The 20,977-nt window shown below is 56.5% G+C and carries 18 protein-coding genes; 10 read left to right on the top strand and 8 right to left on the bottom strand.

What is annotated here, in order from left to right:
• Positions 1-39 precede the first annotated feature (39 nt).
• Together JO972_RS00915 and JO972_RS00910 are read left to right on the top strand one after the other, a co-directional pair.
• Positions 40-2,397, top strand: a complete 2,358-nt coding sequence (locus JO972_RS00915) for a BatD family protein (RefSeq protein ID WP_309488108.1) — start codon at positions 40-42, stop codon at positions 2,395-2,397.
• Between the two features lie 211 nt (positions 2,398-2,608).
• On the top strand, positions 2,609-3,334 hold the full coding sequence (locus JO972_RS00910; protein ID WP_309488107.1) for an SGNH/GDSL hydrolase family protein: 726 nt from the start codon (positions 2,609-2,611) through the stop codon (positions 3,332-3,334).
• A 21-nt stretch (positions 3,335-3,355) separates the two neighbouring features.
• Here the strand turns inward: JO972_RS00910 and JO972_RS00905 are convergent, their stop codons facing one another.
• Complete coding sequence (locus tag JO972_RS00905; RefSeq protein ID WP_309488106.1) at positions 3,356-3,715, bottom strand: FtsB family cell division protein; 360 nt, start codon at positions 3,713-3,715, stop codon at positions 3,356-3,358.
• A gap of 126 nt (positions 3,716-3,841) precedes the next feature.
• Entirely contained in the window at positions 3,842-4,381 is a 540-nt protein-coding gene (locus JO972_RS00900) for a hypothetical protein (RefSeq protein WP_309488105.1), read from the bottom strand.
• A gap of 182 nt (positions 4,382-4,563) precedes the next feature.
• On the opposite strand from JO972_RS00900, the gene JO972_RS00895 reads away from it, so the two are divergent.
• The 4 genes from JO972_RS00895 (at position 4,564) to JO972_RS00880 (ending at position 8,564) form a co-directional block, all read left to right on the top strand.
• A complete protein-coding gene (locus JO972_RS00895; RefSeq protein ID WP_309488104.1) occupies positions 4,564-5,631 on the top strand; it encodes a phosphate acyltransferase in 1,068 nt (355 codons plus the stop codon).
• A 676-nt stretch (positions 5,632-6,307) separates the two neighbouring features.
• The gene (locus JO972_RS00890) at positions 6,308-6,826 is read left to right on the top strand and encodes a PEP-CTERM sorting domain-containing protein (protein ID WP_309488103.1); all 519 of its coding nucleotides are present in this window, start codon (positions 6,308-6,310) and stop codon (positions 6,824-6,826) included.
• A gap of 170 nt (positions 6,827-6,996) precedes the next feature.
• Positions 6,997-7,500: a hypothetical protein gene (locus JO972_RS00885; RefSeq protein WP_309488102.1), complete on the top strand. Its 504-nt coding sequence runs from the start codon at positions 6,997-6,999 to the stop codon at positions 7,498-7,500.
• A gap of 5 nt (positions 7,501-7,505) precedes the next feature.
• Positions 7,506-8,564, top strand: coding sequence for a M23 family metallopeptidase (locus JO972_RS00880; RefSeq protein WP_309488101.1), 1,059 nt, complete (start codon positions 7,506-7,508; stop codon positions 8,562-8,564).
• 34 nt (positions 8,565-8,598) lie between these two features.
• On the opposite strand, the gene JO972_RS00875 is transcribed toward JO972_RS00880, so the two are convergent.
• Both JO972_RS00875 and JO972_RS00870 read right to left on the bottom strand, forming a co-directional pair.
• Positions 8,599-9,945 carry a class II 3-deoxy-7-phosphoheptulonate synthase gene (locus JO972_RS00875; protein ID WP_309488100.1) on the bottom strand — a complete coding sequence of 449 codons (1,347 nt, stop codon included), beginning with the start codon at positions 9,943-9,945 and terminating at the stop codon, positions 8,599-8,601.
• A 1-nt stretch (position 9,946) separates the two neighbouring features.
• Positions 9,947-12,157: a serine/threonine-protein kinase gene (locus JO972_RS00870; RefSeq protein ID WP_309488099.1), complete on the bottom strand. Its 2,211-nt coding sequence runs from the start codon at positions 12,155-12,157 to the stop codon at positions 9,947-9,949.
• Between the two features lie 293 nt (positions 12,158-12,450).
• On the opposite strand from JO972_RS00870, the gene JO972_RS00865 reads away from it, so the two are divergent.
• From JO972_RS00865 to JO972_RS00855, 3 genes are read left to right on the top strand one after another with little or no spacing between them, the layout of a single operon-like run.
• The gene (locus tag JO972_RS00865; RefSeq protein ID WP_309488098.1) at positions 12,451-13,503 is read left to right on the top strand and encodes a type IV pilus twitching motility protein PilT; all 1,053 of its coding nucleotides are present in this window, start codon (positions 12,451-12,453) and stop codon (positions 13,501-13,503) included.
• 18 nt (positions 13,504-13,521) lie between these two features.
• Positions 13,522-14,583 (top strand): type IV pilus twitching motility protein PilT, encoded by a 1,062-nt coding sequence (locus JO972_RS00860; RefSeq protein ID WP_309488097.1) that lies wholly within the window; start codon positions 13,522-13,524, stop codon positions 14,581-14,583.
• A 21-nt stretch (positions 14,584-14,604) separates the two neighbouring features.
• Positions 14,605-15,354 (top strand): hypothetical protein, encoded by a 750-nt coding sequence (locus JO972_RS00855; protein WP_309488096.1) that lies wholly within the window; start codon positions 14,605-14,607, stop codon positions 15,352-15,354.
• 7 nt (positions 15,355-15,361) lie between these two features.
• On the opposite strand, the gene JO972_RS00850 is transcribed toward JO972_RS00855, so the two are convergent.
• Both JO972_RS00850 and nadC read right to left on the bottom strand, forming a co-directional pair.
• Positions 15,362-16,078, bottom strand: coding sequence for a PDZ domain-containing protein (locus tag JO972_RS00850; RefSeq protein WP_309488095.1), 717 nt, complete (start codon positions 16,076-16,078; stop codon positions 15,362-15,364).
• A 67-nt stretch (positions 16,079-16,145) separates the two neighbouring features.
• Positions 16,146-16,997, bottom strand: coding sequence for a carboxylating nicotinate-nucleotide diphosphorylase (gene nadC / locus JO972_RS00845; RefSeq protein WP_309488094.1), 852 nt, complete (start codon positions 16,995-16,997; stop codon positions 16,146-16,148).
• Between the two features lie 142 nt (positions 16,998-17,139).
• Here nadC and JO972_RS00840 point away from each other — a divergent pair, with 142 nt between their 5' ends.
• A complete protein-coding gene (locus JO972_RS00840; protein ID WP_309488093.1) occupies positions 17,140-19,101 on the top strand; it encodes an ABC-F family ATP-binding cassette domain-containing protein in 1,962 nt (653 codons plus the stop codon).
• 68 nt (positions 19,102-19,169) lie between these two features.
• On the opposite strand, the gene JO972_RS00835 is transcribed toward JO972_RS00840, so the two are convergent.
• The gene (locus JO972_RS00835) at positions 19,170-19,898 is read right to left on the bottom strand and encodes a PEP-CTERM sorting domain-containing protein (RefSeq protein WP_309488092.1); all 729 of its coding nucleotides are present in this window, start codon (positions 19,896-19,898) and stop codon (positions 19,170-19,172) included.
• Positions 19,899-20,146: 248 nt separating this feature from the next.
• Positions 20,147-20,968, bottom strand: coding sequence for a hypothetical protein (locus JO972_RS00830; RefSeq protein ID WP_309488091.1), 822 nt, complete (start codon positions 20,966-20,968; stop codon positions 20,147-20,149).
• Between the last annotated feature and the right edge of the window lie 9 nt (positions 20,969-20,977).

The raw sequence follows: 20,977 nt of genomic DNA, 5'->3' as shown, positions 1-20,977 counted from the left end.
AACCTCAGCATTTCCATCTACCTGGCCATCGTTTTGAGCATGCTCGGCATTGCTCACGGGCAATCTGCGCCCAGCGTCTACGTCCAGTCCGCGCTCACCAGTCAGGACCTCCTGCCGGGCGAACAGGGCAGCGTCATTGTCCGAGTGTCCGGAGGCCAGCCCGACCAACGACCGCCTACACCCGAGATCGATGGCGTGGGGGTCAACTACGTGCGCACCCAGACGCAGATCGATTCCCAACGGCGGCTTTCCTACGCCTTCCTCTTCCGCCTCTCTCCGGTCAAGGCTGGTAGCTACACCCTGCCCGCCATCCCCATCACCGTGGATGGCAAGGTGCACCGCACCGATCCGGTGGACTTCACCGTGCACCCAATCGATAAGCTCATTTCGCTCCCTACCGGTGTGGCTGGGCAGGAAATCAAAGCCGCCTGGTTCACCCAAAAATCCACCCTCTATCAGGGCGAGCAATGTCAGGTCTGGCTCAGAATCTACGTGCCACGCAGCATGTTCATCGCCAGCTGGGGTTACCCGGATGCGGAGAAGGTGAACTGCCTGGCATGGAGATTTTCACCCCCGGGCGACAACGTCACCAGCGAGGTCCAGCTCGATGGCGTGCAGCACCGCAGCGTCACCTACAGCACCAACATCAGCGGCATCCGCCCCGGCATCGCCACCCTCGGCCCGGCCGAGCTCACCATTTACCAGCGCCGCTCCATAATCGATCCCCGTCGCGGCTCGGTCATCAGCGACGTGCCGATCAAGCTGAACCTGCCGCAGCTGAATTTCAACATCCTGCCCCTGCCCGCCGGTGCCCCTGCCGATTTCAACGGCGCCATCGGTGACTTTGAAATCGATGCCCGCTGTGAAAAAACCACCCTCGAGGCCACCGAACCCACCGAGGTCATTCTGCGCGTTGCTGGCATCGGCAATCTGGAAACCCTCAAGGCCCCCGTGCTCTCCAGCGATGCTTGGAAAATCATCGACACCTCTAAAATTACCCGCGGCGAGGAGCGCCGGGAGATCAGTGGTCTGGTCACTTTCCGCCAGTTGATCCGCGCCAAGGACGTGGCCAGCCCCCCTTCGACCATCGCCCCCTACACCTTCAGCTATTTCAATCCGGACAGCAAAAGCTACATCACCCGCCGCACCGATCCCATCGCCGTCACCCTCAGCCCCGCCACCGCCGCCGTGACCAGCAGCCCCACCGAGGAGGCTGGAACCGCACCGGAGGAAATGCGCGGCATCGTCGGCTTCATTGATCGACCCAACACCGCCGCCCCATCCGGCATCATGCACAGCTTCTCCCGCTGGGGATGGCAGCTCATCCCCGCCTTGCTCTGCCTGCTGATCGTCGCTCCCGCCATCCGTCGCAAAATCTCCGCCGCCCGCGTGCAGCATCCCGATCAGGAACGCAAGGACGCCGCATTGAAAAAAATTGCCCAGGACGCCGACGCCCGCACCTTCTACCGCCGTGCAGGCCGTTTCATCGAGCAATGGCTCAGCCCGAACCCCGAGCTCGAAACCGTCCTGCGCGAGCGCGACCAACTTTGTTTCCAACCTGAAACCGAGGAAAAAACACCGATGCCCGCCGATCGCAAAGCCGAGATCATCAGCCTGCTCAAGCGCTGCTCCAAGCTCACCCTCATTCTCCTGACCAGCCTCGCCACCCTGGGGAACCTCAAGGCAGAGCTGCCGCCTAACACAGACGCAGGATCACAACCCACTGCCGAAGCCGCGTGGAAAACCGGTCACTATCAGCAGGCGATCGATCTCTATCGCGCCGCCTACCCTGAGCCGTCTAACACCCCGGCCGACGTCCTTTACAACATCGGCAACTGCCACCATCGCCTGAATCAGCCAGGCCGTGCCGCCCTCGCTTGGCGACAAGCCTTGCGCGCCGACCCCAGCCATCAAAAAGCCCGTCAAAACCTACGCTTCACCGAAATCGAAAACCTCGCGGAAGTTCCGGAAACCGCCAGCTGGCAGAAGCTCCTCACCTATCTGACACCCCGCAGCTACCAGCTCATCCTCCAGGCCTCGCTCTGGCTCATCGGCCTGCTCGTGCTGGCCCTGATCATCCGCCGTCCCAAAGGGGCCGTGCTCACCGTTTGCATCATTCTCTTAGCCATCACCCCGGTGATTGCCACCCTCGGCGCTGTCGCCACCCACTACTACCCGGACGGCCACACCTTCGCCCCCCTCGAGCAACAAGCCATCGTGTTAGAGTCTGCCACGGTCCACGATCAAGCCCACCGCAACTCCACACAGATCTCCCAGCTTGCCCCCGCCAGCCTGGTCAAGGTCAACGCCAGCCGCGGCCCCTGGACCCACATCACCACCCCCACCGAAACCACCGGCTGGGTCAAAACCAAACAGCTCGGCAAGGTGGCGGACTAAATCCGCACGGTAGGCTTGTTTGGCCTCAAACAATCGGGTCGAAGTCATTCAGTTTCGACCAACGGATCGGCAACAACACTCGAACAGCCATCTTTTTCACGGACTGTCACAGCGATAACGCACTCATTCAGTCCCCTAGGACGTGGTGGTATTTTGGGAAAACTGATTTTTATCATCCAAACCGAGCGCAATTCGTTTTATAGAAACTCGCATGAAATTGATTCTTTGGCCGTCGCTTTTCTTGCTGCTATTTTCCTCGCTTGGATGGGCGGAACCGATGCCGCTGAAGAAGGGGGAAAGGCTGGTATTTTTGGGCGACTCGATCACCCAGGATGGAATCCGCCCCGAGGGATATATCACTCTGGTAGCGGATGCGATTGCCAAACGACAGCCTTACTTGGGCGTGAAGGTGATCGGTGCCGGAGTCAGCGGCAACCGGATCGCGCACTGCCTGGCCCGTCTCGAGCGCGATGTGCTGAAGAAAGACCCCACCCTGGTGGTGGTCTACATCGGCATCAACGACGTCTGGCACTGGACCCATCCCTTGATTGTTTCCAAAGGCGGCAAGGGCACCACTCCGGAGGAATTTGATGCCGGGCTCAGAAAGACAATCCAGCGGATCAAAGCGAAGGGAGCGAAGGTCATTCTCTGCACTCCCACGGTGATCGGTGAGAAAAGCGACGGCAGCAACCCTCTGGACAAGCAGCTCGACCAATATTCTGCGATCAGTCGAAAGGTGGCTGCAGAGACCGACACCCCCATGCTCGATCTACGCAAACACTTTCTCGGCTACCTCGCCGAACACAATCCGGACAACGTGGGAAAAGGCATCCTCACCTACGACGGAGTGCACCTAACCCAAAAGGGCAACCGCTACCTCGCTGACCTGATGCTGCAAGAACTGGGAGTGACCGAGGAATCGGCCAAGAGCGAGTAACACCTCGCCCCACCAGCGCAGTTACTCGCGCTCGATGCGGAAGATCGTTTCGCCCGGCTTGTAGTAATTCAAGCGATCACGGGCGATGAGTTCGAGGTAGGCGGGATCTTTCTCGATGGCGCGCAGCTCGCGTTCTTTGGCATCCTTTTGGTCAATCACCGCTTGTTCGGAAGCTTGGACTTCGGCGAGATCCGCGCGTAATTTTTCCAACTTCCGATGGTGCGGAAGGCCAGCGACCAAGAAAGCACAGCTAGCCGTGAGCAGCAGCCCACAGAGCGCCAGGCGGACACCGGCGTTCATCCGCTCGGTGCGGGCACGCATCTTGTTGTAGCCCCCTTCGCGGTGCTGCCTTCTGGTGGTGTTCCTTTTGTTACGTGCCATGCTCACTCGCAGCCATTCGCCTGCGCCCGTAACGTAACCGATTAGTTAAGAGATCGGAAGGAAAAAAACGTCGCCGATTTCCGTCGATACACAACTACACCACTCCTTTGCGGCCGATCGACATGCTCATGTGGATCGCTGGCGGGCATCGAAGCTCTGGATCACTTGGGGTCGGTTCAAGACAATGAATGTGAAAACACCGAGCACGGTGCCCATCGGCATGTTCAGGCAATTGATCCCAGCCACCACCAGGCAGAGCAAACGGGACTCGCGCCTAACAATTCTGCGAGCCACCAGGAAGTTCAGCAGAGCGATCACCCAGCCTGAGAGAATAATCAAGGTCGCGACACCGGTGAACAGCGCGCCTGCCATCTGCATGCTTTCCTTTTCCTGAGGCGAGACCGTGCTGCTGCCAAATCCTCCGGTGAGCATCATCACGCCCACCAGTAAGTGAAAAATGGGGACACAGGCGAGCAGGGCGGTCAGCCCGGCCATCACGTAATAACAGATCGAGAGAATCCGGATATGTTCGACATCTTGCGCGTCGGGAGCCTGGCCGGGCATGCCTGCCGGCGGCTGCGGTGGGATGTGTAATCCACTCGGCGGCGCTGAGCTGGGCAGAGCGCTAGACTCCGGTGGCGAGGGCGTGTGCGAAAGATCATCCATGCCACCAATTAATCACAACGGCGGAAAAACGGAAGCGGCATCTCCGTGGGGGATACAGGGGTGAATATTCCGACAGCCGAAGACTTCGGTCTTGCAGGTGACAGTCGCTTGGCCATAGACTCTATACGCATAGTTCATCCGGCAGCTCTCACGCTCACGGCTTCGCACTCACCTTTACTCTCATGTCAGCTGACCCTATCTTCCCTAAAGCGAACCCTCTCACCGAGAAGCTTTTCCAGACCCTGCGTCTCCACCCCAAACGGATCGTCTTTACCGAAGGCGAGGATGTTAGAGTCGTGCGAGTAGCTGCACGCATGGTGGAGCTGGAGATCGGAGTGCCCATCCTCATCGGCGATCGCAACCGCATCCGTCAGATGGCCAAGGATGAAAACCTGCCGATGACCTTCATCAGCGTGGTGGATCCGGCGAAGTCATCCGACCTCGGACTGTTTTGTGAACGATTGAAAAAGGTGGCTCGCTACGCCGGAAAACACATCGCCGATCCCTGCGAGGTGGTTTCCCGGCCGCACAACTTCGCCGCCATGATGGTGCAGTATGGTCACGCCGACGGCATGGTCTCCGGCAACCAAGCGATGCCAGCCACTGTGCTGCGCGCGGCAAAGACAATGATCAAACCGATCAAGGAAGTGCCGCAACTGTTCGGTGCCAAAATCCTGGTGGCCCCGCATTTGAAGAATTTTGGTCGAGACGGCATGCTTTTCCTCGCCGATAGCGGGGTGATCCCAGAGCCGGACATCCGGCAGCTGGCATCAATTGCGATCGAGACCGGCAAGTTGGCGAAGCATTTCCTCGGTCGCCGACCACGGATCGCCATGCTCAGTCACTCCACCCACGGAAGCTCGAGCACCGAGTCAGCCAAGAAAATGGCGGCCGCTACAGAACTCGCCAGACAGCAGATCCACGACCTTTTTCTCGATATGGACATCGACGGTGAAATCCAAGCGGATGTCGCCGTGGATAACACCGCAGCCGAAATCAAAGTTCAGGATCGTCGCGCGCAAGAGCCGTCCGATGTGCTGGTCTTCCCCAACATCGATGCCGCCAATATCTCTCTGAAGCTGGTCCAACACTTGGGCGGTGCCCAAAACTACGGGCTCCTGATCATGGGGCTGACCCGCCCAGCCGCGCAGGTGCCACGCACCACGACGGAAGAAACCTTGTTAGGAACCGCTGCCATTGTGGGAGCCGAAGCCATTAAGGCTCACGAGTTCCAGCTGGCGAAAAAATAACACCATCCTCCCCCTTAGCAGGTCTCCTGGCGGACTCCTTGTCTGGGTGGAATTTCCTGCGCCATCATCGCCCAGCATCATCGAGTGCTCGCGTGCGAACATCGCCTTCGTGCTTGAGCGGTCGGCCCCTGCCGTCCGCTAAATATTCCGCATTCACACGCTAGGCGCTCTTCCCTGCTCGCTCCTTGGGTTAAGATGAAGATCCGCACTTTATATTGCGTCTTCAAATTGAGATTACGGCATTTTCTACAGGATTAACTCGAGGCGCTGTTACCCATCAGTCCGAATACTTTGAGTTTAGTGATAACATTCACTTTCTTAACTCTCTTAGACGCCATTGTTAGGGATGATCACAGTGGTGACCTGACGAAGAAAAGTGTTCTCAAGCACTTTTCAGAGGTCCAAAAGCTTCTGTTTCACAGCCTCGTGGCATTTTTTTTCAGTCCTTACGGTCAAGATTTTATCGCCGACTGAGCCCCTTTGTGAACGACCGTTTGTAGTCGTAGAGCCATTTACAGTATTTACATTTTACACATCTTAAATGTTATTTTCTGTAAATATTAACTTAAATTAACTTTAAAGGAGACGTTTTACCTTGCTTAAAGTGTGTTTTTTATAAAAATAACACCCGTCACCCCAAGCGACGCAAAGCAACCCCCAAACCACCCTCCAAAACATGAAAACGAAAACATTACTGATTGCAGCCATTTCACTGGCCACTACGGCTCTGTCACAGGCATTCACCATCGACTTCAATGCACTGGTTGTTCCCGTGGGCACGACTATTGACAGCGACAACTCCCTGACCATCGATGTAGAAGGATACGGAGACGTCCGTTTTGAAGTCGCCGGAACTGACGTAGTCCAAGTGGGCACGACCTATTCAAACGACCCGGGCACATCCATCGTCAACTCACTTGAAATGGACGGAGGCGACACCGTGCTGGTGACCTTCCTCGGACCGGAAGCCCTCAATGTGGACTTTGACCTCGCGGGCCTGACTCCGGGCGAAGAAGTGGTTCAGATCAACCAAAACGCCTTCCGCACCTACGAATTCACCGTCAACACCGTGGCCAACCCAGGTGCCGACGGAGCTGGGATCGCCGCAGTCAGCTGGACGGCCGTTCCTGAGCCAAGCTCAGCCATGCTGGGAGCTCTCGGTGCCTGCGCGATCTTGCTCAGACGTCGCCGCTAATTTTTTAGCGCCTTCCCATTTTCATCCCTCCAAGGATCTCAACAATCCACCAACCGATACAAGCGGTTGGTGGATTTTTTTATGTGCTACGATCGCCCTTGTTGTTCCTCTTCCGGGGATAAGCTTTTTTTTTGCTTTCAGGATTCTCTGTAAAACTTAGTCTAAGCGCTATGAAACATCTTCTGCTCCTGCTGCTGTTACTTCCAGCCTCCCTGATGGCGAATGGCAAAAAGACACCTCCGGCATCCATTTCTTTCCACATGCAAGGTGATCCAGTGGAAGCTCCCAAATTCGCACGCAAGGTCAAAACCTTGGCCGGTGAGTATTACTTCCGCAAGGTTCCTGAAGTCAGCACCAAGGATATCGTCGCCTTTAGCCCATTCCCAGCCGATGACAACTTGACCTACGGCATCGTTTTCAAAATCAACAAACAAGCGACCCGCCGTCTTCAGGCTGCGACCACGATGAACCGTGGAAAGCTGCTGTTAGCCTTGGTCAATGGCCAAGCGCTAGGTGTGGTGCGCATTGATAAACCCGTATCCGATGGAATTCTCGTGATCTGGAGTGGTGTCAAACTCGACGAAATCAGACTCTACGATCAAGTGGCTCCCCGCATTGGCGAGGACGAGAAGAAGTGGAAAAAACGCCTCAAAGAAGAGCGTAAGAAGCGATAACAAGCATGTCTGCTCGATCTCTCTCACGCCTGCTGGGCATTCTCTTCCTGCTCACCTGCCAGCTTACGGCAGCCCCGGCGGAAATCGTTCTCCCCACGGTGAATGATCACCTGTTTCGTGGTGAAGGGGAAAAGTTTTACATGTACGTCCACCGCACCTTCGAGGGCAAATCTTCGCGTCCTTGGCAGGCTGGGAAATACGGCTTCGTGCGTAATTTGAAACGCACCGAGGACGGGGTGATTGGCACCCGCTTCCACGAGGGGATCGATATCCGCCCCATCAAGCGAGATCGCTCGAACAAACCTCTCGATGAGGTGAAGGCAATCGCCAGCGGCGTGGTGGCTTACACCTGCCCGGTCAACGGCCGGAGCAATTACGGCAAGTACATCGTGGTTGAGCACAACTGGGACAGTGGGCCACTTTGCAGTCTCTACGCTCACCTTTCCGACGTGAAGGTTCAGGTCGGAGAACGCGTCACCCAAGGGCAAACGATCGGCATGATGGGCTACACCGGCGCCGGTATCAACCGGGAGCGCTCGCACCTCCACCTCGAGCTCGATCTCATGCTCTCCACCCACTACGATGCCTGGCATGCGAAGTATTTCGGCAGCAAAAACTACCACGGCAATCACAACGGCTTGAACATGGCTGGCCTCGATGTCGCCGGCTTCTACATCGCCAAAAACAAGGACAAAACACTGACCATCCCCCGCTTCGTCAAGTCACGCAAGGTGTATTACAAAGTGACGGTGCCACGCCACGGACCACTCAACCTCATGACGCGTTACCCATGGCTCGTGAAGGGCGACGCCAAAACGCCCACACCATCGTGGGAAATCTCCTTCACCGCATCCGGCCTTCCGGTCAACGTGGCGGCCAGCAACCGTAAGGTGTCGGCCCCGCGGGTGACCTCGGTTCGCAAATGCCTGTCAAAGCATGAATACCACACCAAGGGAATCCTCACCGGCACCGGCTACCGAGCCTCACTGAGTGCCACCGGCCGACGCTTCATCGATCTCCTGACTTGGCCAGAAAATGGCGAAGTCACAAACGCTTCGAACTAGGAAAACAGAGACCTGGCTCCTCATGGTTGGAACCTCACCGCTGGCGAAACCGACGGAGTTCATCCGCGGCACGATAGGCAATTTCCAAGGCCTGCCCTGCATTTAAGCGTGGATCACACTGGGTCTCATAACAGTGGTGTAAATCCTCTTCCCGGATCGCATAAGCTCCACCGGTGCATTCGGTGACATAGCGCCCGGTCATTTCCAGATGTAAGCCTCCCGGATAAGTTCCGGCCTCACGGTGGGCAGCGAAAAAGGCCTCAAGCTCGGCCATAATCCGATCGAAGTTCCTCGTTTTATAACCACTGCTGGCCGTCTCGGTGTTGCCATGCATGGGGTCGCATACCCAAACAACCTTATGCCCAGCCTGTTTGACTGAGCCTAACAATTGAGGTAAAACTTGCTGCGTCTGTTCCACTCCCATCCGACAGATGAACAGCAATTTGCCACTCTGGTTGTCAGGATTGAGCTGCTGGCACAGGTTTAAGCAATCGTCCACCGAAGCAGTCGGTCCGATCTTTACCCCCACCGGGTTTTCCACACCACGTATGAATTCGAGGTGCGCACTACCCGGCTGACGTGTCCGTTCTCCCACCCAGAGACAGTGACCGGAGAGATCATACCAACAACCGTCGACCTCCCTGGCCATAACCTCCTCGAACTCTAACAACAACGCCTCGTGTGAGATGTAGAGGGCCGTCCCTTGCAGACTGGAAAAGGCTTCCAAGGGAACGCCGCAGGCATGCATGAAGTCGAGCGCCTGATGAATCTGGTCGGTCATGGCGCCGTAGCGCTGGGCGAGCGGTGTCGCTTGAACGGATTCCAAATTCCACGCCCTGATATTTTGTAAACTGGCAAAGCCCCCGGTGGCCATGGCCCGCAACAGGTTGATGCTTGTCACCGATTGCTGATAGGCGCGGAGCATTCTCTGCGGGTCGGGTGTGCGACTGGCGCTGGTAAAATCAATGCCGTTGATACTGTCGCCGAGGTAGCTGGGCAGGCTCACTCCGTCGCGAGTTTCCACCGGCGAGGATCGGGGTTTGGCAAACTGGCCAGCCACGCGTCCCATTTTCACCACCGGACAGGAGCCGGCGTAGGTGAGCGTCACCGCCATTTGCAGGATCACTTTCACGGTATCGCGCAGGTTTTGTTCGGAAAACTCGGCAAAGCTCTCGGCGCAGTCTCCACCCTGAAGCAGGAAGCCCTCACCCCTCTCGACCCGGCCCAGATCGTCGCGCAGCGACCTCACCTCCTCGGCAAAGACCAAGGGCGGCGATTGTTTCAGCTGCGCAGTGACGTCAGCCAGCGCATCCTGATCCGGGTAAACAGGCTGGTGCAACGCCGTGTGCTGGCGCCATGAGGACGGATTCCAATTACTCATATCATGCATCGTGATGCAGGGCCTTCATGGTGGCCTCCCATTGTTTTTCAAAGTTGCCATTCACCTCGCTGAGGACAGATGCCGCGCGCTTGGCCTTATCTAACAGGCCAGTCAGCCACGCATAACAGACTGCCTGCTCGGTGCGCAGCTGCCCTTCCAAGGTTCCCAAGGTCTGCCGAAATGCCTTCTGGTGAATAAGCAGCACAGAGTCCGGCTGAAGCTTGCCCCAAGGAAGAAACACCTCACCGTTCTCCCCCTTGAGCCGCAGCCCGCCAGGTTTTGATCCTAGGATTTCTTGATAAACCTTACCCTCGAGATCCGTGACTTCCAGTGCCACGCCTTGGTCAGGAATGACTTCTTCGAGTCCACCGAGGAAGGCACTGGCAGAGTCGGTGAGGTAGACGTAGGCATCGCGCTCTTCCACCGCGTGCTCGTTGATCCGAACATCCTGCAGTAGTTCGGAGGCTTTGGCAAAGTGGGCTTTAGCGACCAGCTCGCGGAACTTCGGCATTACCTCCGTGTAGCGAGGCGCCTTATTTTTCTCGATCCCCTCACGCTCCGCCTGTTCGCGCATTTCACGAATGTGCACCATCAGACGGATCTGCCAGACGCGGATATGGAACTTGGCACGGCCTCTGGTTTGCAGCTCTCCGAGCGCTTGTTTCAGCTCGTCCAAGCGGGCTCTTGCTTGTTCAATACTGGTCGGTTCCGATTGGTCGAACATCGGACGAAGACGCCGGTAATCGGCCAAGTAACGTTTGGAAATTTCAGGATAAACACTCAGTGGACTGCCTTCGGCGAAGGGCATCTGCACGATCCGCTTGAACAACGGCACGGCATCTTGCCAAGCACCCATCTCCCAATTCTTCAAGGCCACAGCCATCAGGTGCACTACCTCCATGGTGTTCTCTTTGACCTCCGGGTTCTTGATCGATTGCAGCGAGCCCAGTCGATGCACCAGTCGGCCCATTTCGCTATCGTTAGAAATCTCACGCTGCTGCATATGCTGGCGCACCTGCCCGATGGCCGATGAGGCATCGCCTGGGTTGCCACTCAGCCAGGTGGCGATCACCGCCTCCACACCGGCCCAGGTTGCAGCTGGCTCCTGGACGTCAGGATCGCGCATGAGCTGGATGAAAACGTCTTTGGCCTCATCGTATTTTTTCTCCTCCAGAAAGGCATGGGACGAGCGGAACATACTGCTCACTTTCGCGGCCACTTCCGGGCTGTATTCGCCATCATCGCTGACTTCGGGTTGCTCGACAGGTTCCTCTGTCGCACCAAGCACCGGAGCTTCGTCGGGAGTGGCGGACTTCTTCTGAATCACCATGTATCCTGCGATTACTAACAGAGCCAGCACCACCGCCGAAGTGGCGATCAGACTGATCAGCCCCTTATGAGATGCTCCACGGCGTCGGGCGCGCTCCTTGCTATGAATCGGCTCGGATGCGCCATTCCCCTGGGTTACCTGATAGGCATCTTCACAGGCTTGTTCCATCTCGGCATAGGATGAAAACCGGTCTTCAGGGTTGATCGCCATCGCCTTGTCCACCAGGTAACAGGTTTCCGGTTTCAACCACGGAGCCACCTTCGCCAGCGGTGGGATGTTTTCCTTGGCCTTGCGCACCTCGCGGGTGGATTTAGTCTCACTGGAGATCGGCGGCTGACCGGAAAAGGCGTGATAAAGAGTCGCCCCCAAGGCATAAATATCGCTGCGGAAATCTTCCTCAATGCCGTCGAGGGCTTCGGGCGGCACGTAGTAGGGGGTGGCCCAGATTTCATCCGCCTTTGCCTTGCCTCCCTGGGTGACTAACGCCAGGCCGAAATCGACAATTTTCACGTGTCCGGCAGCATCGAACAGAATGTTTCCCGGTTTCACATCGCGGTGAATCAGACCGGCGTCGTGCGCTGCATCGAGACCGGCAATGATTTCCGAAGCGATCGGTAACAGCTCATCTTCCTTCACCGCCCCCTCTTTGGCGATGCGTTGCTCAAGGTTCTCCCCGGGCACCATTTCCATGGCGATGAAATACACCCCAGCGGTTTGTCCCACGGTGTAAACTCGGACAATATGAGGGTGGCTGATCCCCGCAGTGATCAGAGCTTCGTGCTCGAACTGCTGCATCCGCACCTCGTCCTTGGAATATTCCTCGTTGAGAATCTTGATGGCGACATCGCGCTGCAGGGTGGTGTCGCGCGCGGCGAAAACCATGCTCATCCCCCCCACGGCGTGACGTGCGGTGAGCAGATAGTGACCTAACTCACATTTGACCCGAGTGTGGTGCCCGCAATCGGGACAAACGACATTAGTGTAAGGCAACAAGGTCGAAATATCCATCTTGCACCCGCAAGCACTGCAGTGGGCAATTTGAGGTTCACTCGTTTCATCCATCATGAGGCTCCAAACTACGCAAAGGCTTACGTTTTGAAAACTCTAAAGACCATCACATTGAACCTTCATGCTTGCAGCTGCGCCACGACCTCGCTTTATTGTGAAACGCAATTATGAACGATGTCATTGATCGACTCGCCGACCAGGCATTCCAGACGGGAGCCACCGACTTATTTCTCTGCGAGGACAAAGTGCCGCGCGTGCGATTGAACAACGACGTGCAAGTCCCCGGTGACGACCCGCTAACCAGGGACACCCTCACCCAATTCTGGATCAGCTGCGGAGCCGATCCGGAGACCACCCAGGAAAAGGACATCAGCTACATCACCGGCGGAGGTCATCGACTCCGAGTCAATTTATACAAATCTCTGGGAGCTCTCGCCGCCGTGCTTCGCCCCATCAAAGATCACATTCCCTCGCTGGAAGAGCTCGGCGCTCCAAAGGACCTGCTCACTCGGTGGGTCTCCAAACAAGCAGGCCTGGTGCTGATCACCGGTCCCACCGGATCGGGGAAATCCACCACCCTCGCATCATCGCTGCAGTGGGTGAACGAGCACCAATCGCGCCATGTGGTGACCATCGAAGATCCCATCGAATATCTCTTCGAGAATCATCTCAGCTACTTCTCGCAGCGCGAGCTGCACTCGGACACCCATTCCTTTTCCGCCGCCCTCCGCGCCTCGCTGCGGCAAAGCCCCGACATCATTCTGGTGGGGGAAATCCGCGATCAGGAAACCGCCCAGATCTGTCTGCAAGCGGCGGAAACAGGTCACCTCGTGCTCGCCACCCTGCACAGCTCCGGAGTCACCGATACCTTGGAGCGCCTCACCAATCTATTCGAGGCCGGCAGTCGACAAGGCCTGCTCAAGCTGCTCTCCCAGCATCTGATAGGCATCCTCTCCCAGCAGCTTCTCCCCCGCCCCGACGGCGGCATGCTGCTCGCCATCGAACATTTGCAAAATGAAGCCGCCACCCGCAGCTGGATCAAACATAGCGAGCTCCCGGAAATTTCCGACCACATCAACCGAGTCGACAACCCCGCGAACTGCTCCTTTGTCCGCTTCCTCGTGGCTGCATCCCAGCAGGGTTACCTCGATGAGCACGTGGCACGACAAGCGGCCGCCAATCCTCAGGACTTCGATCGATTGATCCGCGGCATATCCTAACAGACGACCAATTTTACCATGAGTGAAGTGAAAAAAATCACCGACTACCTCCGCGTCACCGTGGAGCTCGAGGGCTCTGACCTGCATCTCACCAGCGGTGCGCCACCGGCAGCCAGGGTCGACGGACAGTTGAAACCACTGGAGGAGTTCTGCCTCAACGACGAGGTGTGCAAGCAACTCATCATGGACACCCTCACCGAGGCGCAACGCACCGAGTTAGAACAAAACTGGGAGCTCGATTACGCCATCCACGTCGACAACGTCGGGCGCTTCCGCGGTAACGTGCATTACATCCGCGGCCACATCGAAGCATCATTCCGCTACATCCCCACCGAGATCCCCGACCTGGCAACCCTCGGTCACTACCCGGTGATCGAGCAGATCTGTCAGCTGCGGCGCGGGTTGGTATTGCTGACCGGTGTGACAGGCTCTGGAAAAACCACCACCATGGCCTCGATGATCAAGCGCATCTCCGAGACCCGCTCAGGCGTGATCATCACCGTCGAGGACCCGATCGAGTTTGTTTACGAGCACCGGTCGTGTCTGGTGAAACAACGTGAAGTGGGGTCCGATACCAAAAGCTTCTCCGGCGCCCTTCGTCAGGCTCTGCGGCAGGACCCCGACGTCATCGTGGTCTCCGAACTGCGCGATCTGGAAACCATCCGCATCGCCCTGACCGCCGCCGAAACGGGGCACTTGGTGATCGCCACGCTACACACCGTGGACGCACCGCAGAGTGTGGATCGTTTGGTGGATGTCTTTCCTCCCGACCAGCAGCAGCAAATCATCGCCCAGCTGGCCAACGTTTGCGAAGCCATCGTCTCGCAGCGACTGCTTATGCGGCCCGACGGCCAAGGACGCGCGCTCGCCACCGAGGTGATGAAGATGAACCACGGCCTGCGCACCTGCATCCGTGAGCGCAAGATCGAACAGATGGTGGGGCTGATGGAAATTGGCCAAGGCGAAGGCATGCACACCATCGATGAGTCGCTCGCCCACCTGCTGCAAACCGGGCAGATCGATTTGCAAGAGGCCCTCTACAACTGCCGCGATCGCAAACGCTTCGAACCCAACAAATAGTTTTATTTCCTACCTAACATCATGTCGAACACACACCTACCGGTCTCCGAATACATCAAACAAGGGATCTTCATCATCGCCGTTATTGCCATCGCACTTTTTGGCATCAAGAGCTGCCGCAAGTTTCAGAAAAAGCGTCAGATTGTGGTGGAGCTGAGCACCCACGCCAGCGAGTCCGCAGCCTACGAACAGTTCTATCAAGATAATGCGCGCGAGAATTTGTTCCGCGCGATGTTGACCATCCACCAGGGCGTGGAGCTCGGCATGACACCCGCCGAACTGATCGATCAGGTGCTGAACAAGGACGAAGGCGAAATGTTCTCCACCGAAACTCCGGATAACCTCTCCACCCGAGAGGAACTCATCCGCGAAGCGCTGCTGAGCAATTATGACAATTGCCGCAAGCTGGGGATCTTTGACAACGCGCTGAATCTCGACGCTTTGAAAGATGGCGAGTTCCCAACCATCGGCAGTGGCCCCTCCGAGGGCGACGAGGTGATCATCGACTACATCATCCCCAGCTACCTGCTGCCGGGGGCTGAAAAAATGCTTCCCAACCTGAGCATCGCCCCGCCGCTGCCGGCCGACTACGATAGCTCACAAAACCTCAGTGCATTTGCCATCGCTCGCTCGAAACAACTGGCGAAACAACTCGCCGAAGCACGACTGATTGAAAAAGAAGTCTACAAGAAGGTGCTGGACTACTACGAAACCATCACCAAGCAACCTCTGGTGGCGCCCAAAACCGAGGACGCCGAAGCCTCCGAGTAGCTGATTCTTACTTCTCCGCTTTCTTCTTCAGCCAGGTCTCAAAAAACAGATCTGATCGATTAATGAGAGCCTCGTCGTCACGACCGAACAGGTCTCGGTCGATACCATCCGGGCGCAGCATCAGGCGCACTTTTTTCTCGAGCTTCTTCCCTCCACGAAGAATGTGCAGGTTGATCACATCGCCCGGGTGCTTCGATTGAATGTAATCGCTGAACACGTCCACCACACCATCGGGTGCCTGAGCCTGTTCGAATTTGGAAAAATCCACGTCGTCCACGCCGGTAACGATGTCACCCATCGCCAGCCCTGCGCGTTCCCCCGGGGTGCCACGAACCACCTGCGCAATGCGCACGCCTCTCCGTGCCGGCAGATTCGCCCCACCGGGAACGATAGCCTCTTCCATGCGCACACCGACAAAGCCTTTGCCCTTGCCGAATTCACGCAGGATCACTGCGTCCTTCATCAGGGAGTAGCAGCGCGTTTTCAGCTCGGGATCTTTCTCCTGATTCCACACCTGATAGAGGAGATCGGGCGCTTGTTTGACATTTTCTTTCGACCACTGTTGCAGTTCCTCGTAGCCCTGTTGTCGTTCCGAGAACTCGGCGGAGGCCATTTTTTTCAGTGAAGTGCGAGGAAGTTCCGCCACTGCGTTCAGCGAAGTCACGGTTAGAAAACTCACCCACAGCAGGAGTCGGTGGAGTCGGATTCCCAGCAATTGATTCATATCACGGATGCTAGCGCGGTTTACTGAGATTGCAACTCCCACGAAATCGATGCATGCCGCCATCTGCCTACTCGCAAAACTCCAGCGAGAGATCGAGTGCCACTGCCGAGTGAGTCAGTGCGCCGACGGAAATAAAATCAACTCCTGTCTCGGAGATCGCTTTTACTGTGGTCAAATTCACGCCACCGCTGGCTTCTAACAACGGACCGGAATCGCCGCGCATGGCCACCGCCTCACGCATGAGATCGTTGCTCATGTTATCGAGAAGAATGTAATCCACCCCATTGAGTTCAAGGAAACTCTTCACCTGCTCCAAGGTATCTGCCTCGAGTTCTACCTCGACGTCCGGCAGCTCTTGCTTCAGCTGGTCAATCGCTGCCTGCATGCCCGCCAGTTTGTCCTGGGCCACAATGTGGTTATCCTTAACCATGGCGCGATCGTAGAGGCCCATCCGGTGGTTGGTGCCACCGCCGGCGACCACCGCCATCTTTTCCAACTGACGCCAGCCGGGCGTGGTCTTGCGGGTGTCCAAAATCTTCGCACGAGTGCCTTCGGTGAGGGCGACGTAGCGACTGGTATTGGTGGCAATGCCTGAGAGCCGCTGCATGAAATTCAACGCAGTGCGCTCTGCGGTCAGAATCGACCGAGCCGCCCCTTCAATTTCCAACACATGGTCGCCGTATTGCACCTGGTCGCCATCTTGTTTCACTGCCATGAGAGAGACCTCGGCATCGACCCGGCGGAACACCTCGATCGCGAGATCGATCCCGGCCACCACACCATCCGCTTTGGCATAAATATAGGCCTTGGACGATTTCTCCTCGGGCACAAAGTAACGCGATGTCACGTCCCCCGGCCCAATATCCTCCACCAATGCCAGATCGATGAGTTGATCGCTTACGTCAGAAAATTGCTGCATGACTGGATCATCGGCTACTGCGGAGAAAATGACAATGCAACATTCCGCCCCTGTCATCCAGCCACGGGAAAACCGCCCTCCGCCCCAGATCTAGGCATATTACCGTTGTTTATTAGCTGAATTCTGGCAGAAACCTGCCGCGATGCTCGCCATTCAAAATCTTCATATCGAATTCGGTGCCAGGGTCATTTTCAAGGACCTCTCCTTCACCGTGCACGCCAAAGAGCGAATTGCCTTTGCCGGACACAACGGCGCGGGGAAATCCACCCTGATGAAGTGCATCGCCGGTATTCTCAAACCCAATGGAGGCCGACTCACCAAGCCAAAACATTGCCAGATCGGTTACCTCCCACAGGAAGGCATCCACATCCACGGCATCACGCTCTGGGACGAGGTCGAGTCCGCCTTTGCCGAAACGCAGAGCCTGCAGAAAGAAATCGATGAAATGGCCGCCCGCCTGCACGACCTCGATCCACGCTCGGCACCCTACTCGGACTTGCTCAACCAGATCGGCGAGCTGGAGCTGAAGCTGCACGACTCGGACCCGGGCATGATCAAACCCCGCATGGAATCCGTGCTCACGGGGCTGGGATTCAAGCGCAGCGATTTCACCCGCGACTGTGGCGAGTTCTCCGGTGGCTGGCAGATGCGGATTGCGCTGGCGAAGTTGCTGCTGCAGCAACCGGAAGTCCTCTTGTTAGACGAACCGACCAACCACCTCGACATCGACTCTCAAAAGTGGATGGAGAGCTATCTGGTGAACTATCCGGGTGCCATTCTGATCATTTCCCACGATCTTGCTCTGCTCGACATGCTGACCACACGCACCATCGCCTTCCACCACGGTCGTGCTGAGGAGTATGCTGGTAATTACTCGTTTTACGTCAAGGAATCCGTCCTGCGGAAAGAAATCCTAGTCAAACAATACAAGTCACAGCAGCGCGAGATCAAACAAACCCAAGACTTTATTGATCGATTCCGCTCCAAAGCCACCAAGGCCAAGCAGGTACAAAGTCGGATCAAGCAGCTGGAGAAAATGGAGATCATCGAGCTCGAGGAAGAAGACGCCGTGATGAGCTTCAAGTTCCCCAACCCACCAGCCTCCGGCCACTCAGTGGCGATGCTGGAAAAAGCCTGCAAGGCCTACGGCAAGATCAACATTTTCCAGAACTTCAACTTCGAGATTACCCGAGGCGAACGTCTGGCCATCGTCGGACCGAACGGTGCGGGTAAATCCACCTTCTGCCGACTCATCACCGGCCAGGAAGAACCGGATAGCGGCACGCACACCTTCGGACACAAGGCGGCGGTCTCCTTTTTCTCCCAGAACCACGCAGACGAACTCGATCCGGAACTCACCGTGCTCGACTGCGCCGAGGCTGCGGCATCGCGCGAGAACGCACCGCTGGCACGAAACCTGTTAGGATGCTTCCTGTTCCGCGGCGATGATGTCTTCAAAAAGATCGGAGTGCTCTCCGGTGGCGAGCGCTCACGTGTGGCGCTGGTCTGCATGCTACTCCGCCCAGCTAACTTCCTAATCCTCGATGAACCGACCAACCACCTCGATATCCAATCGCAGGAAGTTCTGCAAAATGCGCTGAAGGATTACCCCGGCTCCTACATGATCGTTTCCCACAACCGATCGTTCCTGGATCCCATCGTCACCAAGACGCTGGAGTTCCGCCAAGGTCACCCGCCGCGCACCTTCGCAGGAAACATCACCTACTACCTGGAAAAGATTGAGCAGGAGAAAAACGAGGCCAAAGGCATCGTCGCAAGCTCTCCTGTCGCCAGCAACGCACCAGTGGTAAATCGCAAAGAGCAGCGGAAAATCGAAGCCGAGCAGCGGAAGAAGCGCAACGATGTGTTGAAACCGCTGCAGAAAGAGCTCGAGGAGTTAGAAAAAAACATCGCCGAATACGAAGCCGCCCAGGCCGCGCTCACCAGCCACATGTCCGCTCCGGAAACGGCGGGCGATGCCGACAAAATGCAGCAAGCTTCGTCCGCCTACCAAGCACTCAGCGAGAAGCTCGAAAACACCTTCTCCCGCTGGGGTGACGTCAGCGATCAGATTGAGCAACTTGAGGCCGAGCTCAACAGCTGAACATCACCCACGGGACTAAAAAAAGCGGCGACTCGAAAGTCGCCACTCTATAGTTGTTTCAGGTCACATTAGCGACGGCGGCGAACGAGTCCAGCCAGCCCTGCCAGACCGAGCAGCACGAATGAGGAAGGTTCTGGCACGGCGATCACCTCGTCAAAAGTAGTGGCGACCACTAAATTATCAGCCGTCCAAGAGGCCCCGCCATTGTCCCAAGATCCACCCTGACGCAGAAAAAAGCCATCCAGAGCACCAACATCCGCATTGGTAAAAGTGACATCCGGCATGGCCGAATCTGCTAATCCTGGATTGATCCAGGCACTCACTGTGCCATTGCCATCGGCATAACCAACGATGCGCACATCTGTGTTCAAAGAAAAAGTGCTCGTGCTCGTGGCGCCCGCTGAACTGCTGCCCGTTCCTGCAGAGTTGACGCCAAGTGCAATCTCGGAACCATCTCCGCTGAGAAAGAATCTCGCTGCCTGCCCTGTCCCATCGCGGAAGCCCATGATGTAGTCCGAGGAGGCATCGTCGGAGACATTGATATCAATTCCGAAATATACACCAGAGGTCTCAGAAAAACCTCGGCTGACATCCTCGGCATCACTCCCGAGACCGGTAACGACACCTGATGTGACATCCACGGAGCCGTCTGCTCCACTGAACGCGGTCCAGTTTGAATCGGCAGAAAGATCGCCATCTGGAATCGAATCAAAATTCTCGGAGAAAATAATGGCCGACTGGGCACTCAAAGGAGCAAGTGCAAGAGCTCCGACGATAAGTAACATTGTGTTTTTCATGATGATAGTGGGTTTGTTTGTGGGGGTTCCCTCGCTTTCTAGCATCAGGCTCTGTTCCCAGTATTTTTTTCATGAAACTATTCTGTCAGACGTCACTACATAACACTTTCGTCATGATCTCATTACAACAACACAATCATTTCAATCCAGGACAGTTCCCTGGGCCATTTTGGCTTAGGCACCATGATTTGGGATGCAGCAACATCCATACCAAGATAGGCAAACCCGATGAAAACGACTCACCCTTACTAACTTTGTGACAATGGCTTACGATAGGGAACCATCATTCGAAACACCCCCACAGACCGCCCCGAGTTCGTTCTTGGACTGGCATTGTAGAGTGCGAAGAGCTGAATATTCCCCTCCACGTCCAATCGGACCGCCGTGTTGTAGAGGATTTTTTTATGCGTGCCGTAGCGAGCCACCAATCGATAAAGCTCACCGGTTTTGGGTCGGGTGTAGGAGATGGTCTTCATCGGCGGCACCGCAGTCACGGAATCGGCAAAGGCGTGCAACACGGTATATTGAGAGAGGTTTTTCAAAATGAACTGCTTCCCTGAAAACACCTCGGCATCCAAGTTGATCGTTCGCACTAACGGCGGTGAGTTCCAAAGTTTTTTCCCCGTGGTGGAGGGCAGTAGAAAAAAGATGCGCCGAGAGCCCGGCTTGCCTGCGGGGATGGTCACGTATTTCTCATACTCGTCATCCCCAGCCAACTTGCGGTAGAGAATCAGCGGCTTTTCTGGCGTCACTTCACGCATGGCGGAAGGGTTGTTAAAAGCCAGGTTCATCCCTTGCCAGTCGCTCTTCTTCTCGGTCGCGGACTTCCCTTTGTAATAGAGGCGTGGCGGTGGGATTTCGCCGGGCTGAGGCAGCAGCATAACAGGGGCCTCGGCGCCCTTGCTCTCCTTGAAACGACGACCCGGCTTCGGCCCAAGAGCGACGATCACGATTTCCGTAGGGTGCTGCAGTTCCTGCTCAGGTGTGGACTGCTCTGACTGTTCCTCCGTTGCTGCCATGAGCGAGATCGACCAAGCCAGGATGAGGAAGCAGAGGGGGGCGGGTTTCATGAAATGGGA

Source organism: Oceaniferula flava (genome assembly GCF_016811075.1).
Taxonomy (GTDB): Bacteria; Verrucomicrobiota; Verrucomicrobiia; order Verrucomicrobiales; family Akkermansiaceae; genus Oceaniferula; species Oceaniferula flava.
Note: the sequence above shows the minus strand (reverse complement) of the source record. Positions and strands in the feature narration are given on the sequence as shown.